Here is a 16098-nt window from a genome sequence, read left to right on the forward strand (position 1 = left end):
AGTCAGCACAGATTAACACGTTTTCCAGACTGCGCTCGACCAAGATAACAGAAATGTCTTTTTTTCTGGAAATTTCTATAATAACTTGTCTGACTAGTTCGACAATTAAAATCTGAATTCCTCCCGATTGTTCATTAAGTAAAATATTTTTCAGATTTACCATCAGCGCTCTGGCAATTGCAAGCTGCTGCTGTTGACCGCCTTTTCGTTTTGAACAAACGTTTGATTAAAACAAATAGCCCCCCTGTTTAGCCGGAGTCGGCCTAATACAGCAACAATCTGCCCCGGGTGAACCTCTATGCTAAGGCTGTGCTAAACCATCGATTGATCATAACCAGACGTTACATTCCTGATGGCAGCCCGTTGTTTTGCTCCGCAACCGGAAGCATGCATGGAGGCCAGTCTGAGGCGCCGTCCTCCACGATACCGAGAACCCGACTATTGCCATTAACTCCGCATCATGGACGGTCACTTCGCTAATCGCCACCGTTCCTCTTAACGAGTGAAGAATTCCGGCCTTCACTGAATCCCGCTTGTGTCGATATCAACTGTTTTTTCGCACTCCCGCTGGCTTCCGACACTTTCTTCGGTGCAGTACATTCCGTCATCCAAACTCCTTTGTTTGATTTCTCAAATGATGTAATAAAAGTTTACAACTTATGTCATTATTATATAGAAGACGTCTATTAATTCAAAGAATATTTAAAAAATTTAGTTACCTTGACCAAATCAGCTTCTTTTTTTGTTATATTTATTCACATCAGAAAAAGCGAACAAAAAAAGACAAGAAACATTTCGTTTCCTGCCTCTTCCGTACGATTAATCTTTATCTGAAAATTTATCCTTGGCTTTCCCGATATCCTTTTGGATTTCGCCTTTCGCCTTATCTTTTTTGCCTTCAGCCTGCATGTCCGTTCTGTCAGCCATATCTCCGACTTTATCCTTCACTTCTCCTTTGGCTTTATTGAAGCCGCCCTTCATTTTGTCTTTTACACTATCGTTACCCATGTTAATTCTCCCCTCTCAATTATGTGTGTACTTGTTACCTTCCCGATCTGAGAGGCAATAAACATTCTAATGTTATTTATCGATTTCGTAGCGCTCTCCGTAACGGAGCACCTTGTATATCGCCAGCCCGTCTGATGACTTTTTCTCCGAATATCGGACCGGCAGCAGGGCAAAAAACACATAATACGTAGAAAAATAGACAAACTGATAGAAAAACACATTCGGCTTTAATACACTGTGTATAATCAGCAGATTGATTGCAAAAATCGTGATGAGGTTAAACAAGCAGCCCCCTGCATACACGAGTGCATTTGAGAATCGATTGTCAATTTTCAACTCCCCGTACCGGCAAAAAGAATCGATAAAATAAATCGTTCTGAACCGTATGGGTCCAATTTTAAGCAGCGTTTTTCCCATGCCTATATCCAACGATCCTTTTCCGCCAAAAATAAAAGCCATAAAGCTGTGCCCTGAAACATGTATAATCTGTACAAGCGGCAGAACAATGAGGAAAGACCACAGAAACTTCACCATATCATTAAAACCAAACATTGAATTCCCCCTCACGTGCAGATGCATCCCAAAACGGCTTTTGTTCAAAAAACAGTGCTGTAGCGATTTTTCCTGTTCTCCCCGGAAATAAACGTTCCGATGCTCCCCTTTTTTTGCATAAAAAAAAACCATCTGCCAGCAGATGGTTTTGTCTCATACTTCATATAAGCAATCGTTCCTTTGAATCATCTCTCTCATGCTGACCGCTTTTTCATAAAAATACACCGCTTCTTTATATTGTTCGCGATGACTGAAATAGGAGGCAGCATCTAAAGCAAATTCTTCAATATATACGTACAGGCCCTTTTCTTCCATATAATCAAATACTTCTTGAATCATATCCAAATTGACAGATTCCACATATAATGCCTGCAGAAATTTATATTTTGCCAGACTGAAGAAGTCGTTTCGTTTTTGGGCAATGGCAATCCCTTTTTCATAGTACCGCATCGCGGCTTCGCTATCTTGTTTTTTGAAAAGAACGCGAGTCAGGCTGAAGAGCGCTTTTGGAAGCTGTTCCAGCTGATAATCTTCGAAGACAGGAAGCGCTTTTTCAAAGTATTCGGCGGCCTGATCCAGCTCCCCCTTGTCATCATAGCAATTCCCAATGTTATAAAGGGCTGATCCGATTAAACGGGGCTGTCCTTCCAATAAAGCAAGGCGATACGCGTCATCTAAATGTTCAAGCGCTTTTTCATAATTTCTGTAGTCAATGTAGTTTCCTGATATGACGAAATGGCATTGAATTCTTCTGACTCTGTAAAAATCGTGAGCCTTATACGTCTCCAGCGCCTGTACGGCGTGGTTCATGGAAAAGTGCGTCTGCTTCATAATATAAAAGACTTCCGCCACTTTAAAATGAAATTCCGCTCTTTCAATTTCATCTTCTACAAACGCAAGCATCTTCTCAGCTTTCCGATAAAAGGATATAGCCGAGATGTAATTGTTCTGTTCAAATTCGTACATTCCTCTAAACAAGTGAAAATAATACTCAGATAATCCGGAGATGCTGTCCTGATTGCTTTCCAGCGTTTTGATCAATTCACGATATTGAAGCTGAGATTCCTCGTGCAGGTCAGGCTTTACATAATCCAGCATAATTTGGTGCCGGTAGCTGATCAGCTGATAATACAGGAGAAGCAGCTGATCCTCTTCCATCTGTTCTATATCTAGATCAATTTCTTCCTTCAGCTTTACGGCATCAGCCACTTGAAATGCTAAAATGTGCTTATACCACTTATTGATTTTCACTCCTACTTGAGATGACGGGATCTCGTACGCGGCCATGCCCCTCCAACCCTTTCTAATTTTCTAATTGGTTATATTTTATCATAATGTATGGCTTTGGAATTAAATTTTCTTACAATGATTCCTTCTTTATGCCTATCCTTATATATTTCGGTTTTTATACGTATTTTTTGCACTCGGATTCTAATAAAAAAGCTTACCGGACAGTGCCGATAAGCTTTTGACTTCATTTTACCCGCCAATATAAGACATTTCCACTTTCTTTTTGCCAGATGCTTTTGATAGCGTACGATCGACTGAATACTGATCGATCCGATTTTTCCATACTGTCCCGATCATTTCTGATAGTTCGTCATCACTTAATTCCTGGCGAACCGGAGCTCTGAGGTCAAATCCGCTTGAAGCGAATAAGCAGGTAAACAGCTCTCCTCTCGCAGAAAGACGGGCTCTGTTGCAAGATCCGCAGAACGCATCAGATACAGATGATATGACGCCGATTTCTCCGGAGCCGTCCAAGTAGCGGAATCTGGAAGCCACTTCGCCTATATAATTAGGCGCTATCGGCTCAACAGGCATGTGTTCATTGATCAAATCTATGATTTCCGCCTTTGTCATGACGTCTTTTTTTTCCCATTGGTTGGTGTTGCCTACGTCCATAAATTCAATGAATCTCAGGATATGCCCTTTTTCTTTAAAATAACGGGCCATAGGCAGTATATCTTTTTCATTGACGCCCTTTTGAACGACCATATTGATTTTAACACCGAGCCCCGCTTGCTTCGCCGCTTCAATGCCTTCCAGCACCTTGCTGACAGAAACACCGCGCCCGTTTATCTTCTTAAAACGCTCGTCTTCTAAAGAATCAAGGCTGATCGTAACCCTTTTCAGCCCAGCCTCCTTGAGCCTCTTAGCATAAACAGGCAGCAGTGATCCGTTTGTCGTCATCGCGATGTCACGAATACCCGGTATGCGGGCCAGTTTTTTGATTAACTCCGGCATATCCTTTCTCATGAGGGGCTCTCCGCCGGTCAAGCGGATTTTTTCAACGCCAAATCTTGTGACAAACAATGTCGCAAGCCGTTCCAGCTCCTCAAATGAAAGCAGCTCCTCTTTCTTTAAAAAAGGATAATCAGGGCCGAATAATTCGGCGGGCATACAGTACGTGCATCGGAAGTTGCAGCGGTCTGTAACAGAAATGCGAAGGTCTCTCAGCGGTCTGTTTCTTTTATCCAACATCTGACGCGACTCTGTAATCATAGCTACAGCCCCTTCCTACTCCCTGATTCTCTCAGGGTGTGTATATACATTAAATGATCCGTTTCTGACAAATCCAATCGCTGTGATATTCAATTCTTCAGCCATTTGAATCGCAAGCTCCGTCGGGGCCGATTTGGAAATGACAATCGACACGCCGATTTTGGCCGCTTTTAACAGGACCTCTGATGAGATTCTGCCGCTGAACACAATCAGTTTGTCGCGTACGGACATCCCGTTTAAAAGGCAGTGTCCGTATAGTTTATCAAGTGCGTTATGCCGACCGATATCTGTGCGCATCAACAGAAGCTTCTCTGTGTCGCAAAGCGCCGCATTATGGACGCCTCCCGTATCCTGAAACGTCCCGCTCCCTTGCTGCATGTCTTTCATAAGCGCCAGACATGCCTCAGGCGATATCTTGATTTGGCTGACAGCCGTCTTGGCTGTTTTGACATCCTGCTGAAAATAAAAATGACGGCCCTTTCCGCAGCATGAGCCGATCACCCGTTTCGTATAATCCTTTTGATCCAATGTCTCAGGGTGAACGAGGTCGACATATACAAAACCGAGACTTTCATCTATTGTAAACCTTTTAATTTCTTTTTGAAATCGTATAACACCCTCTGATGCGAGAAATCCGATGACAAGCTCTTCGATATGCTCAGGCGTACAAACGAGCGTCACAAATTCACTGCCATTGAGTATCACTGTCAAAGGGAATTCCGTCACCATCCGGTCTTCTACTTTGCTTATTTCCCCTTGTTCATAGCGCCATACATCCCTGACCGCAGTTACTTTATCGTTCAATGTCTCTTCCCCTCCGCAATGTTCCTGCCTTTATATTTTTTCACACTCCTCGGATTTTGTCGAATTCTGAGACACAAAAAGAGCCCTCTATATAAAGGGCTTTCACAGGATGTGATGACGGCGGTGTTTAGGCAGGGCGCCTAAGCATTTAGCCGCCATTCCTTTTACCAATGTGCATTGACAACGAACGCTGGGCTTGTCGACACGCTGAGAGCCCTCTATAGAAAGGACTCTATGGTTGATTATACTGATTCTTTTTCAGAACCGTAAACAGCACAATAGCTGCGATCAAGGTGAGAATGCTGACAAAAAAGAAGGCTGCCAGTTTTAGAAGAACACCAAGCAATATAAATGCAACGGTGGCTATAAGAAAAATCATTCCTAATAATTTCATATGTTCAACCCCTTTTTAGGGTATCATTCCCGCCCAAATTGTTTTTAAACCAATAAAAAAAGGCGCCTGGGGGAGCGCCTGATTTTTAGGTTCCTTACTCAGTAAATTTTTGTGCTTCTTTTTCCCAAGCCTGTTCGAACTCATCCGTACTGTTCGCTGAAATATATTCTCCGCCGCCAGCGACAGCTGCTTGTTTCATCTCTTCATTACCCTTGACATCAAAGTTGAAGCCAATGATGTTTACAATCGTATCCACATTTGATGCACGGAGCTTTTCGATTTCCGCCGCAGGGTCTCCGCCGCACGTTTCTTCACCGTCAGTGATTAAATACACCACGTTTTTCCCGTCTGCGTCAAATGCTTCAAATTCTTTTCTTGTGTCTGCAAGTGCTTTGGCTATCGGTGTCCATCCAGTCGGCTTGAGCTCACTCAATGAATTGTCAAACAGAGACCCTTCATATGGATGAAGGCCGTAAATGGTTTCCGTTGTACTGCACGAAAGGGCTTTACCGGACAGTTTATTGTTCCCTGCATGCCCGAAAACGCGAAGCATAAGATTTGTATCCTTTGGAAGAAGTTCGGCAAAAGATTTTACTGATTTTTTTGCAATGTCTATTTTGCGCTCTCCTCCTGTTTTTTGAACCATGCTTCCGCTTCCATCAAACAAAACAGCTACATTTGTATCAGCCTGTTTCTCAGCGGCAAAAGACGGGGAGGCAATGGAAACAGTCAACAATCCAATGATACCGGCAGCCAGCAATTTTTTCATATGATTACTTCCTTTCTTTTTCATATTTTCCAACTATATGTTGGATTCTTCTTTATGCTAGAATACGAAAATGCAAAAAGATATAGGACATGCTGCCTTTTGTGCTGCTTTCACGATCTGTCCAAAATCGCTTGAAATGCCGTTCATTTTTAGCCATTTCCGCCCAGAAAGCATAAACAGATTGTGTGATCATTCATTCTTTTTTCGCCTTGATTATGACAGAAAAACGGAAATCTGCTACTATGCTACAGGCTGACAGCTAATTAGTTTTGAAGTTTTTGTTACATACAAAAAGAGGCTGACCATCACCAGCCTCTTTTTCTTATTTAGATAACATTAGTGATTGCTGAGTGAAAATTTTCTCAACATCTTTTTGGGTATAAGCCGGGAAGTATTCACCGCCGCCTACTTTCGCAATTGCGTTCAGCTGGCCTTTGTATCCCTCTTTATAATCAAAGCCGATCACATTAACAATGATATTGTCTTTTTGCAGTTCCTTTGCTGTTTTAATCGGGTTTCCTCCGCACGTTTCCTCACCGTCTGTCAGCAGATACACCACTTTTTCCCCTTTTGCATCAAGCTGGTCAAAAGAAGATTTCGCCTCGTTCAGCGCTTTGGCAATTGGCGTCCAGCCAGTCGGCCCAATTGTATTGAGAGAATTGAGGAAGCTTTGCTCATTAAAGCTTTGGAAGCCGTATACGTTGCGAATGGCTTCACATGACTGAACTTTTCCGGAATTTTTATTGTTTCCTTCAGAGCCAAACACGCTCATTTTCACCTGAGTTCCTTCTGGCAGTGAGCTCGCAAACTTTGAAATTTCTTTTTTGGCTGAATTAAATTTAGAGACACCGTCTATTCTTTTCGCCATACTTCCGCTGGCATCAAGCAAGACCGCCACGTTCGCCGGCGCTTTAGCCTCCGTTTCTGTCTTTTCAGCTGCAAAAGCAGGTGAAGTTAATCCAAAAAGCAATCCTGTCATCATGATCAGTGAAAATCTTTTCTTCATGTTCGTACCCCTTTACCAATTTGTTTCTGCGTGCAGATGTTCAACGCTGAACATAATCTATCGTAATCAACAAAAACCGAGAAATAAATAGGGCGGGCTTCCCCATTGCTGTTGTTTACTTTTGCATAGAAACCTATGTTTTTATTAGTGATTTCCACCTAACGCCCCTATGAAAAGAGAAGATTGTCCGCCTTTCGGCTTTCGTTATATGAGTCTGTCGAAGTCTGTCGACAAATGTGGATGACTTTACCACAATCTCAAAGCCTGAAATCAGGAAAAAAGGACTGATCCTTAAAGACGGTCAGAAGCTCCTCTAAACCGTTTCAGCTGCTCTTAGATAAAAGATATTCAGGAACAGAAAAAGACGCCCAATGAGCGTCTTTTTCTACTTTTTCGCCATATATTTATTCAAAAACGCATCTGCCTCAGAAATTTGTGTGCCTTGGTAATAGTACTTTACAATGTCATCAACCGTTTTGCCTTCTTTGGCCATAAAATTCGCTCCGTATTGGCTCATCCCAACACCGTGGCCAAATCCTCTCGTCGTGACTGTAATTGTGTCTCCATTTCGCTTCCATTCAAAATCGGCGGAGTTGAGACCCAGCTTTTCACGTATGTCTCTTCCTTTCAGCGTCTTGCCGTTAATGACGGCAGTTGCGACCTGGTGGCCCGGTGTCTCGCCGGTAATCTTCCCTACTGCGCTAGATCCATCCAGCTTGACGCCAAGCTTTTGCTGAAATTCTGCCGCTGTAAAGGTTTTCGTTGCCTTATATTTCGGAGACTTTTTATCCCATGGGCTTTTGACGCTTTTTAAATATGGGATAGCACTTGTCCAATAAGCTTCTGCATTCTCTGTGTAGCCGTTGCTTGTGGAGAAAAAGGATGCTTCAATCGGCTGGTTGTTGTACGTTAAGATTTTGCCTTGCGTACTGGCTACCGCAGCTGTGATTTTCTTCAGTTTTGTCTCATAGCTTGTTCCCCACTGTTTTTTCAGCTCCGCTTTGTTTTTATACACCTGGAACATCTGTGTATCATCCACCAGTGAGCCTTTAGGAGCCTCAACCGCTGAATTTGACACCATCAGTCTGACAATAAATGTTCTGGCGGCGAGAGCCTGGGCTTTCAGTGCTTCAGATTCAAAGGTTGCCGGCATTTCGGAGGCGACGACTCCAATCACATACTCTTCAAGCGGAATGTCTTCTACGGATTGATTTGCGGTTCGATAGACGGGAATAGAAACAGGTGATGCTTTCAATGTTTCTGCTCCTTTCGATGCTGGTTTCGTGCTGACTGCTGTCTTTTCTGATTCTACGCTGGCCCCCGCTTCCTTATTATGCTGGAATGGTATAACCAAGAATGTGGGAACCAAGAGAATCAATGCACATAGTACGGATAGTGTGATTGCGAATTGTTTCATATTCAGCTGCCTCCTGCTCGGGATTCGACTCTAGTCTAGTCTATGGGCAGGGACAAGCTAATATGACTCTCGTTTTGGACAGAAACTTTATTTGTCATTTACGTATTCTTTTTTGCTATTTTGCGCATAATGATGATAATACACAAAAAATAAAAAACCAGTATGCCAGAGTGACATACTGATTTTCAAGTAAGTTTATGCATTTAAGTCAGAAACGACTTCTTTATTCTCTTGCTCAGAAGCAGACTCATCATTTACACGTTCGATGTCTGCGCCCAGAGCGGCAAGCTTCTGATGGAAATCAACGTAACCGCGGTCTAAGTGCTTCAATTCAGTAACACGTGTGTGACCTTCAGCCACTAACCCCGCAAGAATCAGCGCTGCACCTGCACGCAAATCAGTCGCTGCAACTTCAGCTCCCTGAAGCTGTACAGGACCGTTAATGATGACAGAACGTCCTTCAATCTTGATATCACCATTCATACGGCGGAATTCTTCCGCATGCATAAAACGGTTTTCAAAAACGGTTTCTGTAATCATGCTTGTGCCGCTTGCACGAAGCAGAAGCGCCATCATTTGTGACTGCATATCAGTCGGGAAGCCCGGGTGAGGCATTGTTTTGATGTCAATCGGTTTAAGTTCTTTCGGGCCGATGACACGCAGGCCTTCACCTTCATCCTTAATTGTTACACCCATCTCTTCCATTTTTGCAATTAAAGAGGTGAGGTGCTCAGGAACCGCTCCTTTTACTAATACGTTTCCTTCAGTGATTGCAGCAGCAACCATAAATGTGCCCGCTTCAATACGGTCAGGAATAATATGGTGTTTTACGCCGTGAAGCTTTTCGACTCCTTCAATTTTGATGGTGCCGGTGCCAGCTCCGCGGATTTTTCCGCCCATGCCGTTGATATAGTTTGCTAAATCAACGATTTCGGGTTCTTTTGCCACGTTTTCCAGCGTTGTTGTTCCTTCAGCTAGAGCGGCTGCCATAATCAGGTTCTCTGTAGCTCCTACACTTGGGAAGTCCAGATAAATTTTTGCGCCTTGCAGTCGGCCTTTTACTTCAGCTTCAATGAAGCCATTACCGACTTTGATTTCTGCGCCCATTGCTTCAAAACCTTTTAAATGCTGATCAATCGGTCTGGAACCAATTGCGCATCCGCCCGGAAGTGCAACTCTTGCATGACCTGTACGCGCAAGAAGCGGCCCCATGACAAGCACAGACGCACGCATTTTACGAACATATTCAAAAGGTGCTTCAGTTTGCAAAGCGTATGAAGCATTTACAGTCACTTCATTATTTTCAAAATGCACATCTGCTCCTAAATGACGCAACACTTCGTTAATTGTATATACATCGGAGAGCGTAGGTACATCACAAATTACGCTTTTTTCTTCACTTGCTAATAAAGATGCAGCGATAACAGGTAAAACGGCATTTTTAGCGCCTTCAACTTTGACTGTGCCGTTTAACTTCTGACCGCCGCGGACGATGATTTTTTCCAAGGTATTCCCCTCCGCGTCCCTAAATTCTCTATATTAATATTCAGTCGTAACGATTGGTGTGCCAACCGTAACGGTATGTTTTCCGCCCATTCCTGCACTTCTAAGTGCAATTTGCAAATTCATTTTATGTTTCGAGGTCATAATGTACTCTTCCCACTCATCTGTAAACGCAGAAATAGAAACGAAATTTGGCTCAACTACATGTTCTACTGATCTTGCTTGAAATTCATTTAATAACTGATTTGCTTTTTTTTGCAAAACAATATTCATATTATCATCTAAGTGACCATTTAGACAAGTAAAAATAACTACTTTTTCTTGGAATATCCCAAGTGTCTCCCGTTCAAACTGTTCATATGTATCATTCCAGCTATCCGGTGTCTCTAGACTCATTTGCTCATATAATAAATACGAAGTTGGATTGTGTTTTTTGAGGGTTGTGACAAGCTGCAGTCTAAAAGAAGTACGATTTTTTTTGTCAGTATATGTGCCAATTGCCTTTATCATTTTATCTTCCCGTGCAATCACCCAATCATATTGACGATACTCTGATTTTAAACGTTGCACTTTTTGATAAAATTCTTTTTCGGTCAGTGACATGTTTTGTTTTGCATGCAATGTCCACTTATCTATTGACACATCTTGGCGTTCCATCCCCTCTGCCATTTTTGCTAACGGCGTTAATTCACTCGCATGAATGGTATGGAAAACAGCAATGACGAAGCTTAACATGACGGAAATGATAATAGCGTGGCTTACTTGTTTTTTCTTCATGTTCATCTCTCCCCCTTATCCCCAGTTTTACCGGAGGCAAGAGGCGCCATACGTAAAAATCTTCGTCAAAACTCGAGCTATTCGCTTCAACCCGCTTCTCCCAACCATTTAATGATAATAATGTTCAAAACCTATTAAAATAGATAGGGAAGCTGCTGTGAATAATTGAGATAATCTAAAAAGAAATTGGCAACGGCCGTTCCAATGGCAATTGTCAGCAAAATCATCAGGAGTCTAGCCTGCACGACTTTGCCTTTTTTGATTAACGGATCTATATTGACGGCTTGCAACGCCCACCAAGTCACTGCTATAAAAATCAGGTGAACGACAATGCCGATTGCAGCCTGCTGTCCCAATACACTCATCTATTACACTCCTTTCTCTGCGTTCATACCCTTTCTTATTATATAAGAAGCACAGATAAAGATGATACATTTTATACAGAACGGAATAATCAGCCAAATCTAGGGCTAATCCCCGCTTAAAGTGCGATTCTTTTACATGGTATACTTTATTGGAAAGGAGCTGGCAAATGTGAATCATTCTTTTTTTCAGCCTGAAAAGCAATATGGTGAGGACCTGCCAATTTTTGATCAGGAATGGGAAGCAATTGCATTCTATTATGATTATAGACAGTCACAGATTGAAGAACTGAATGAATTGTGTCAGTTTTTTAACATTTCTCTTACCTATACGAGAGAAAGCCTTGAAGAGCTTGAAAACCTTTATTTTCAAAGTATACAAGAGCTTTTGCTTGCTGATTGGAATCTTCCTATTGAAGAATTCGAGAAAATGATCAGTGTTTATCTTATAGATTGCGTGATTGCCCGCCATGAAGATGCTGAATGGGTTGTAAAACCTTATCCCTATAAAGACGGCGCTTATACACTTGGCTTTAGAAGACATCGCAAATCGTGGCATACAATGAATGCCTGTGATGGTTTATACCTGCGTCCAAAAGAGGATCGCCCGCTGTTATCGCTGTTTGATTCTCTTGTGCGTTCATAAAAAAATCCTTCTCATAAAGAGAAGGATTTTTCTTATTTCCCTGCTACATCCAATCTGTTCAAAGCCCGCTGTAACGCAAGCTCAGCCCGACGAATGTCAGTATCATCTGATTGAGAATTCAAACGCTCCTGCGCCCGCTGGCGTGCAGCTTCAGCGCGCTCTTTATCGATGCCTTCCGCTGTCTCGGCAGCCTGGGCAAGGATGGTGACCTGATCAGGACGGACTTCGACAAATCCGCCGCTGACGGCAACCATTTCAGTCTGCCCGTCTTTTTTCAGACGGACAGCGCCGATTTTAAGAGGAGCCACGGTTGGAATATGGCCTGGCAAAATACCGAGATCGCCGCTTTCGGCTCTCACACTCACCATTTCGATATCCGCATCGTATACTGGGCCGTCGGGAGTAACGATATTGACTTTAACGGTCTTCATGCTTTTACCCTCCTAGGACCAGATTAAACTTCTACACCCATTTCTTTTGCTTTCTCAACAACTTCTTCGATACGGCCTACAAGACGGAATGCATCTTCTGGAAGATGGTCATATTTACCGGCTAAGATTTCTTTGAAGCCTTGTACCGTCTCTTTTACAGGCACGTAAGAACCTTTTTGTCCAGTGAACTGTTCAGCCACGTGGAAGTTCTGAGAAAGGAAGAACTGGATACGACGAGCGCGGTGAACGACAAGTTTGTCTTCCTCGCCTAATTCATCCATACCGAGAATCGCAATGATATCTTGAAGCTCTTTGTAACGCTGAAGCGTTGACTGTACTTCACGCGCAACCGCATAATGCTCTTCTCCAACAATTTCAGGAGCAAGGGCGCGTGATGTAGATGCCAACGGATCAACCGCAGGGTAAATACCCATTTCAGTTAATTTACGCTCAAGGTTTGTTGTCGCATCCAAGTGAGCGAACGTTGTTGCCGGCGCCGGGTCAGTGTAGTCATCGGCAGGCACGTAGATCGCCTGGATAGATGTAACTGATCCAACGTTCGTAGACGTGATACGCTCTTGGAGCTGACCCATCTCAGTTGCAAGCGTCGGCTGATAACCAACCGCTGAAGGCATACGGCCAAGAAGGGCTGAAACCTCTGAACCCGCTTGTGTGAAACGGAAAATGTTATCGATAAAGAACAGTACGTCCTGTCCTTGTACATCACGGAAGTGCTCAGCCATTGTAAGGCCTGTCAAAGCAACACGCATACGTGCGCCCGGCGGCTCGTTCATTTGTCCGAATACCATGGCTGTTTTGTTGATAACGCCAGAGTCACTCATTTCGTAGAAAAGGTCGTTCCCTTCACGAGTACGCTCTCCTACGCCGGCGAATACAGAGATACCGCCGTGCTCTTGCGCGATGTTGTTGATTAATTCCTGGATTAATACGGTTTTACCTACACCGGCACCACCGAACAATCCGATTTTACCGCCCTTAATGTAAGGAGCAAGCAAATCAACAACCTTAATACCTGTTTCAAGAATTTCAACTTCTGTTGAAAGCTGATCGAATGAAGGCGCCTGTCTGTGAATCGGATCCTTTTTCGCATCCGCAGGAACCGGCTCATTCAAATCAATATTTTCTCCGAGAACGTTAAATACACGTCCAAGTGTTACATCACCAACCGGTACTGAGATTGGCGCTCCTGTATCTACAGCTTCCATACCGCGCTGAACACCATCTGTAGATGCCATTGCGATTGTACGGACTGTATCATCACCTAAATGAAGAGCGACCTCAAGCGTTAAATCAATACCTACTTCGTTTTCACTTGCAGCTGGCTGTGAAATTTTAATCGCATTATAAATTTCAGGCAAGTGACCGTCTTCAAAACGCACGTCGACGACCGGTCCTAATACCTGGCTAACGCGTCCTTTCTTCATCGCTATCCCTCCTGACAAAATCTTTCTATTCTAAAGCGGCTGCTCCGCCGACAATTTCCGTAATTTCTTGTGTGATGGCTGCTTGGCGAGCGCGGTTGTAAGAAAGCGAAAGTGAATCGATAAGTTCCTTCGCGTTGTCTGTCGCATTTTTCATCGCCGTCATTCTTGCAGCGTGCTCACTTGCTTTACTGTCAAGAAGCGCACCGAAGATTAAGCTTTCTGCATATTGAGGAAGCAAAACCTCCAGAACCTCCTCTTCAGATGGTTCAAATTCATAAGACGCCGTTCTTTTTCCGCCGCCGTTGCCCAAATCAGATAACGGCAGAAGTTTTTTCTCCGTTACTTCTTGAGTAATGGCGCTGACAAAATGGTTATAAACAAGGTGCAATTCATCAAACGCACCGTCTATAAACATTTGGATCGTTTGACGGGCAAGATCTTTAATTTCTGTAAACGTTACTTCATCCCCAAGTCCTGTTAACTCGGAAATGATCGGAATCTCACGTTTCTTAAAGAAATCACGGCCCACTCTTCCGATGGCAATCACCGCATACTCATCCTTAGACTGATGACGTTCTTGCATGGCCTGATAAGCACTCCGTAAAACCGAACTGTTAAAAGCGCCGGCAAGACCGCGGTCAGACGTAATGACAAGGTATGCCGTTTTTTTCACTTCTCTGCTGAGAAGCATCGGGTGCTTCACGTTTCCGGAAACTCTTCCGACGTTTGACACAACCTCTTGGATTTTATCCATATATGGCACAAATGATTTTGCATTGTTTTCAGCACGATTCAGCTTAGCCGCAGATACCATCTGCATGGCTTTTGTAATCTGACTTGTTTTTTTCGTTGACGTGATCCTTGACTTAATATCGCGTAATGAGGCCAAAGATTTCACCACCTTTTCTCTTCATCTGCGTAAAAAGAGAGAAAAAGAGAACCTTTTTCTCTCATCAGCATTCGAGTTAGTTGCTTGGTGCAAATGTGCGTTTGAAGCCTTCGATTGCAGCTTTGAAGTCTTCATCAGCAGGAAGGTTTCCTGTTTTCGCAATTCCGTCAAGCAGGTCTTTATGGTTTTGGTCAAGGTACATGTAGTACTCTTCTTCAAAACGTCTGATATCCGCCACAGGAATATCATCGAGATATCCTTTTGTCAGCGCATAAAGAATGGCTACTTGCTTTTCAACCGGAAGCGGCTTGTTCAGATCCTGCTTCAGCACTTCAACTGTACGCGCACCGCGGTTCAGTTTTGCCTGAGTCGCTTGGTCGAGGTCAGAACCGAATTGAGCGAATGCTTCCAGCTCACGGTATGACGCAAGGTCAAGACGCAAAGTACCTGATACTTTTTTCATCGCTTTGATTTGCGCTGAGCCGCCGACACGGGATACAGACAATCCGGCATTGATCGCTGGACGTACGCCTGAGAAGAACAAATCAGATTGCAGGAAGATCTGTCCGTCGGTGATGGAAATGACGTTCGTCGGAATATAAGCAGAGATATCTCCAGCTTGTGTTTCTACGAACGGCAGAGCTGTAATTGATCCTGCGCCTTTCGCGTCGCTAAGCTTTGCTGCACGCTCAAGCAGACGGGAATGAAGATAGAATACATCCCCAGGGAACGCTTCACGGCCTGGCGGACGGCGAAGAAGCAAGGACAGCTCACGGTAAGCAGCCGCTTGTTTAGAAAGATCATCGTATACAACAAGAACGTGCTTGCCGCTGTACATAAATTCTTCTGCCATTGTAACCCCAGCATACGGTGCCAGGTACAGAAGCGGTGCCGGCTGTGACGCAGACGCCGTTACAACAATTGTATAATCAAGCGCGCCGTGTTTACGCAATGTTTCTACTACGCCGCGGACTGTTGATTCTTTTTGACCGATCGCAACATATACGCAGATCATGTCTTGGTCTTTTTGGTTCAGGATCGCATCGATCGCAACAGATGTTTTACCTGTTTGACGGTCACCGATGATCAGCTCACGCTGGCCGCGGCCGATTGGAATCAGTGCATCGATCGCTTTGATACCGGTTTGAAGCGGTTCATGAACGGATTTACGGTCCATAACGCCTGGTGCAGGGCTCTCAATCGGACGAGTTTTGCTTGTAAGGATCGGGCCAAGTCCGTCTACCGGCTGGCCTAACGGATTTACAATACGGCCGATTAACTCTTCACCAACAGGAACCTCCATGATGCGGCCTGTTCTTTTTACTTCGTCTCCCTCACGGATCTCACTGAAAGGTCCTAAGATGACGATACCTACGTTTGATTCCTCAAGGTTTTGAGCCATACCCAACCGTTTGAAAATTCGACAAGTTCACCGGCCATACAGTTGTCAAGGCCGTGCACACGTGCAATACCGTCACCGACTTGGATGACTGTACCTACGTCTTGAACTTCAATATCAGATTGATAATTTTGTATTTGCTGTTTTATCAGCGTGCTAATCTCTTCAGCTTTGATGCTCACTTAGGTTTC

General features: G+C 43.8%; 17 protein-coding genes and 3 pseudogenes. 1 reads left to right on the forward strand and 19 read right to left on the reverse strand.

Going from position 1 to position 16098, the window contains the following annotated elements; all coding sequences use genetic code 11:
• Nucleotides 1-2 precede the first annotated feature (2 nt).
• The 15 genes and pseudogenes from M1D65_RS18230 to M1D65_RS18300 form a co-directional block, all read right to left on the reverse strand.
• Nucleotides 3-163: pseudogene (locus M1D65_RS18230) on the reverse strand (hypothetical protein).
• A 232-nt stretch (nucleotides 164-395) separates the two neighbouring features.
• A pseudogene (locus tag M1D65_RS18235) lies at nucleotides 396-608 on the reverse strand (urea ABC transporter substrate-binding protein); the annotation flags it as partial.
• Nucleotides 609-819: 211 nt separating this feature from the next.
• Nucleotides 820-1008: a stress response protein CsbD gene (gene csbD, locus M1D65_RS18240; protein ID WP_003227718.1), complete on the reverse strand. Its 189-nt coding sequence runs from the start codon at nucleotides 1006-1008 to the stop codon at nucleotides 820-822.
• A gap of 72 nt (nucleotides 1009-1080) precedes the next feature.
• The gene (locus tag M1D65_RS18245; RefSeq protein WP_003244390.1) at nucleotides 1081-1560 is read right to left on the reverse strand and encodes a hypothetical protein; all 480 of its coding nucleotides are present in this window, start codon (nucleotides 1558-1560) and stop codon (nucleotides 1081-1083) included.
• A 153-nt stretch (nucleotides 1561-1713) separates the two neighbouring features.
• Nucleotides 1714-2847 (reverse strand): response regulator aspartate phosphatase RapB, encoded by a 1134-nt coding sequence (rapB, locus tag M1D65_RS18250; protein ID WP_032727043.1) that lies wholly within the window; start codon nucleotides 2845-2847, stop codon nucleotides 1714-1716.
• 192 nt (nucleotides 2848-3039) lie between these two features.
• Nucleotides 3040-4065, reverse strand: coding sequence for a GTP 3',8-cyclase MoaA (gene moaA, locus M1D65_RS18255; protein ID WP_015483814.1), 1026 nt, complete (start codon nucleotides 4063-4065; stop codon nucleotides 3040-3042).
• Between the two features lie 15 nt (nucleotides 4066-4080).
• Nucleotides 4081-4869, reverse strand: coding sequence for a formate dehydrogenase accessory sulfurtransferase FdhD (fdhD, locus tag M1D65_RS18260; protein ID WP_003227709.1), 789 nt, complete (start codon nucleotides 4867-4869; stop codon nucleotides 4081-4083).
• A gap of 232 nt (nucleotides 4870-5101) precedes the next feature.
• Complete coding sequence (locus tag M1D65_RS18265) at nucleotides 5102-5263, reverse strand: hypothetical protein (protein ID WP_021480806.1); 162 nt, start codon at nucleotides 5261-5263, stop codon at nucleotides 5102-5104.
• 94 nt (nucleotides 5264-5357) lie between these two features.
• Complete coding sequence (locus M1D65_RS18270; protein WP_456270676.1) at nucleotides 5358-6032, reverse strand: vWA domain-containing protein; 675 nt, start codon at nucleotides 6030-6032, stop codon at nucleotides 5358-5360.
• A 52-nt stretch (nucleotides 6033-6084) separates the two neighbouring features.
• Complete coding sequence (locus M1D65_RS18275; protein ID WP_014478246.1) at nucleotides 6085-6225, reverse strand: hypothetical protein; 141 nt, start codon at nucleotides 6223-6225, stop codon at nucleotides 6085-6087.
• A 129-nt stretch (nucleotides 6226-6354) separates the two neighbouring features.
• Nucleotides 6355-7038, reverse strand: a complete 684-nt coding sequence (locus M1D65_RS18280) for a vWA domain-containing protein (RefSeq protein ID WP_064671477.1) — start codon at nucleotides 7036-7038, stop codon at nucleotides 6355-6357.
• Between the two features lie 385 nt (nucleotides 7039-7423).
• Nucleotides 7424-8455 carry a stage II sporulation protein D gene (spoIID, locus tag M1D65_RS18285; RefSeq protein ID WP_064671476.1) on the reverse strand — a complete coding sequence of 344 codons (1032 nt, stop codon included), beginning with the start codon at nucleotides 8453-8455 and terminating at the stop codon, nucleotides 7424-7426.
• 195 nt (nucleotides 8456-8650) lie between these two features.
• Nucleotides 8651-9961 (reverse strand): UDP-N-acetylglucosamine 1-carboxyvinyltransferase, encoded by a 1311-nt coding sequence (gene murA / locus M1D65_RS18290; RefSeq protein ID WP_003227695.1) that lies wholly within the window; start codon nucleotides 9959-9961, stop codon nucleotides 8651-8653.
• Nucleotides 9962-9994: 33 nt separating this feature from the next.
• Complete coding sequence (locus M1D65_RS18295; RefSeq protein ID WP_032727046.1) at nucleotides 9995-10735, reverse strand: YwmB family TATA-box binding protein; 741 nt, start codon at nucleotides 10733-10735, stop codon at nucleotides 9995-9997.
• A gap of 134 nt (nucleotides 10736-10869) precedes the next feature.
• Entirely contained in the window at nucleotides 10870-11100 is a 231-nt protein-coding gene (locus M1D65_RS18300; RefSeq protein ID WP_003227691.1) for a DUF1146 family protein, read from the reverse strand.
• Nucleotides 11101-11269: 169 nt separating this feature from the next.
• On the opposite strand from M1D65_RS18300, the gene M1D65_RS18305 reads away from it, so the two are divergent.
• On the forward strand, nucleotides 11270-11743 hold the full coding sequence (locus M1D65_RS18305; RefSeq protein WP_003243900.1) for a hypothetical protein: 474 nt from the start codon (nucleotides 11270-11272) through the stop codon (nucleotides 11741-11743).
• Nucleotides 11744-11775: 32 nt separating this feature from the next.
• Here M1D65_RS18305 and M1D65_RS18310 read toward each other — a convergent pair whose 3' ends face one another.
• The 4 genes and pseudogenes from M1D65_RS18310 to atpA all read right to left on the reverse strand — a co-directional run bounded on the left by M1D65_RS18310 (nucleotide 11776) and on the right by atpA (nucleotide 16089).
• The gene (locus M1D65_RS18310; RefSeq protein ID WP_014478254.1) at nucleotides 11776-12174 is read right to left on the reverse strand and encodes a F0F1 ATP synthase subunit epsilon; all 399 of its coding nucleotides are present in this window, start codon (nucleotides 12172-12174) and stop codon (nucleotides 11776-11778) included.
• Between the two features lie 23 nt (nucleotides 12175-12197).
• Complete coding sequence (atpD, locus tag M1D65_RS18315; RefSeq protein WP_003227686.1) at nucleotides 12198-13619, reverse strand: F0F1 ATP synthase subunit beta; 1422 nt, start codon at nucleotides 13617-13619, stop codon at nucleotides 12198-12200.
• A gap of 25 nt (nucleotides 13620-13644) precedes the next feature.
• Nucleotides 13645-14508 carry an ATP synthase F1 subunit gamma gene (gene atpG, locus M1D65_RS18320; RefSeq protein WP_032727048.1) on the reverse strand — a complete coding sequence of 288 codons (864 nt, stop codon included), beginning with the start codon at nucleotides 14506-14508 and terminating at the stop codon, nucleotides 13645-13647.
• 76 nt (nucleotides 14509-14584) lie between these two features.
• Nucleotides 14585-16089 (reverse strand): annotated as a pseudogene (atpA, locus tag M1D65_RS18325) (F0F1 ATP synthase subunit alpha).
• Between the last annotated feature and the right edge of the window lie 9 nt (nucleotides 16090-16098).

The organism is Bacillus sp. JZ39, from assembly GCF_053903145.1.

What these genes read in the sequence shown, in the direction of transcription:
- csbD (WP_003227718.1), bottom strand. Translation starts at nt 1,008, where the DNA reads ATGGGTAACGATAGTGTAAAAGACAAAATGAAGGGCGGCTTCAATAAA.
- M1D65_RS18245 (WP_003244390.1), bottom strand. Translation starts at nt 1,560, where the DNA reads ATGTTTGGTTTTAATGATATGGTGAAGTTTCTGTGGTCTTTCCTCATT.
- rapB (WP_032727043.1), bottom strand. Translation starts at nt 2,847, where the DNA reads ATGGCCGCGTACGAGATCCCGTCATCTCAAGTAGGAGTGAAAATCAAT.
- moaA (WP_015483814.1), bottom strand. Translation starts at nt 4,065, where the DNA reads ATGATTACAGAGTCGCGTCAGATGTTGGATAAAAGAAACAGACCGCTG.
- M1D65_RS18265 (WP_021480806.1), bottom strand. Translation starts at nt 5,263, where the DNA reads ATGAAATTATTAGGAATGATTTTTCTTATAGCCACCGTTGCATTTATA.
- M1D65_RS18270 (WP_456270676.1), bottom strand. Translation starts at nt 6,032, where the DNA reads ATGAAAAAATTGCTGGCTGCCGGTATCATTGGATTGTTGACTGTTTCC.
- M1D65_RS18275 (WP_014478246.1), bottom strand. Translation starts at nt 6,225, where the DNA reads ATGATCACACAATCTGTTTATGCTTTCTGGGCGGAAATGGCTAAAAAT.
- M1D65_RS18280 (WP_064671477.1), bottom strand. Translation starts at nt 7,038, where the DNA reads ATGAAGAAAAGATTTTCACTGATCATGATGACAGGATTGCTTTTTGGA.
- spoIID (WP_064671476.1), bottom strand. Translation starts at nt 8,455, where the DNA reads ATGAAACAATTCGCAATCACACTATCCGTACTATGTGCATTGATTCTC.
- M1D65_RS18295 (WP_032727046.1), bottom strand. Translation starts at nt 10,735, where the DNA reads ATGAAGAAAAAACAAGTAAGCCACGCTATTATCATTTCCGTCATGTTA.
- M1D65_RS18300 (WP_003227691.1), bottom strand. Translation starts at nt 11,100, where the DNA reads ATGAGTGTATTGGGACAGCAGGCTGCAATCGGCATTGTCGTTCACCTG.
- M1D65_RS18310 (WP_014478254.1), bottom strand. Translation starts at nt 12,174, where the DNA reads ATGAAGACCGTTAAAGTCAATATCGTTACTCCCGACGGCCCAGTATAC.
- atpD (WP_003227686.1), bottom strand. Translation starts at nt 13,619, where the DNA reads ATGAAGAAAGGACGCGTTAGCCAGGTATTAGGACCGGTCGTCGACGTG.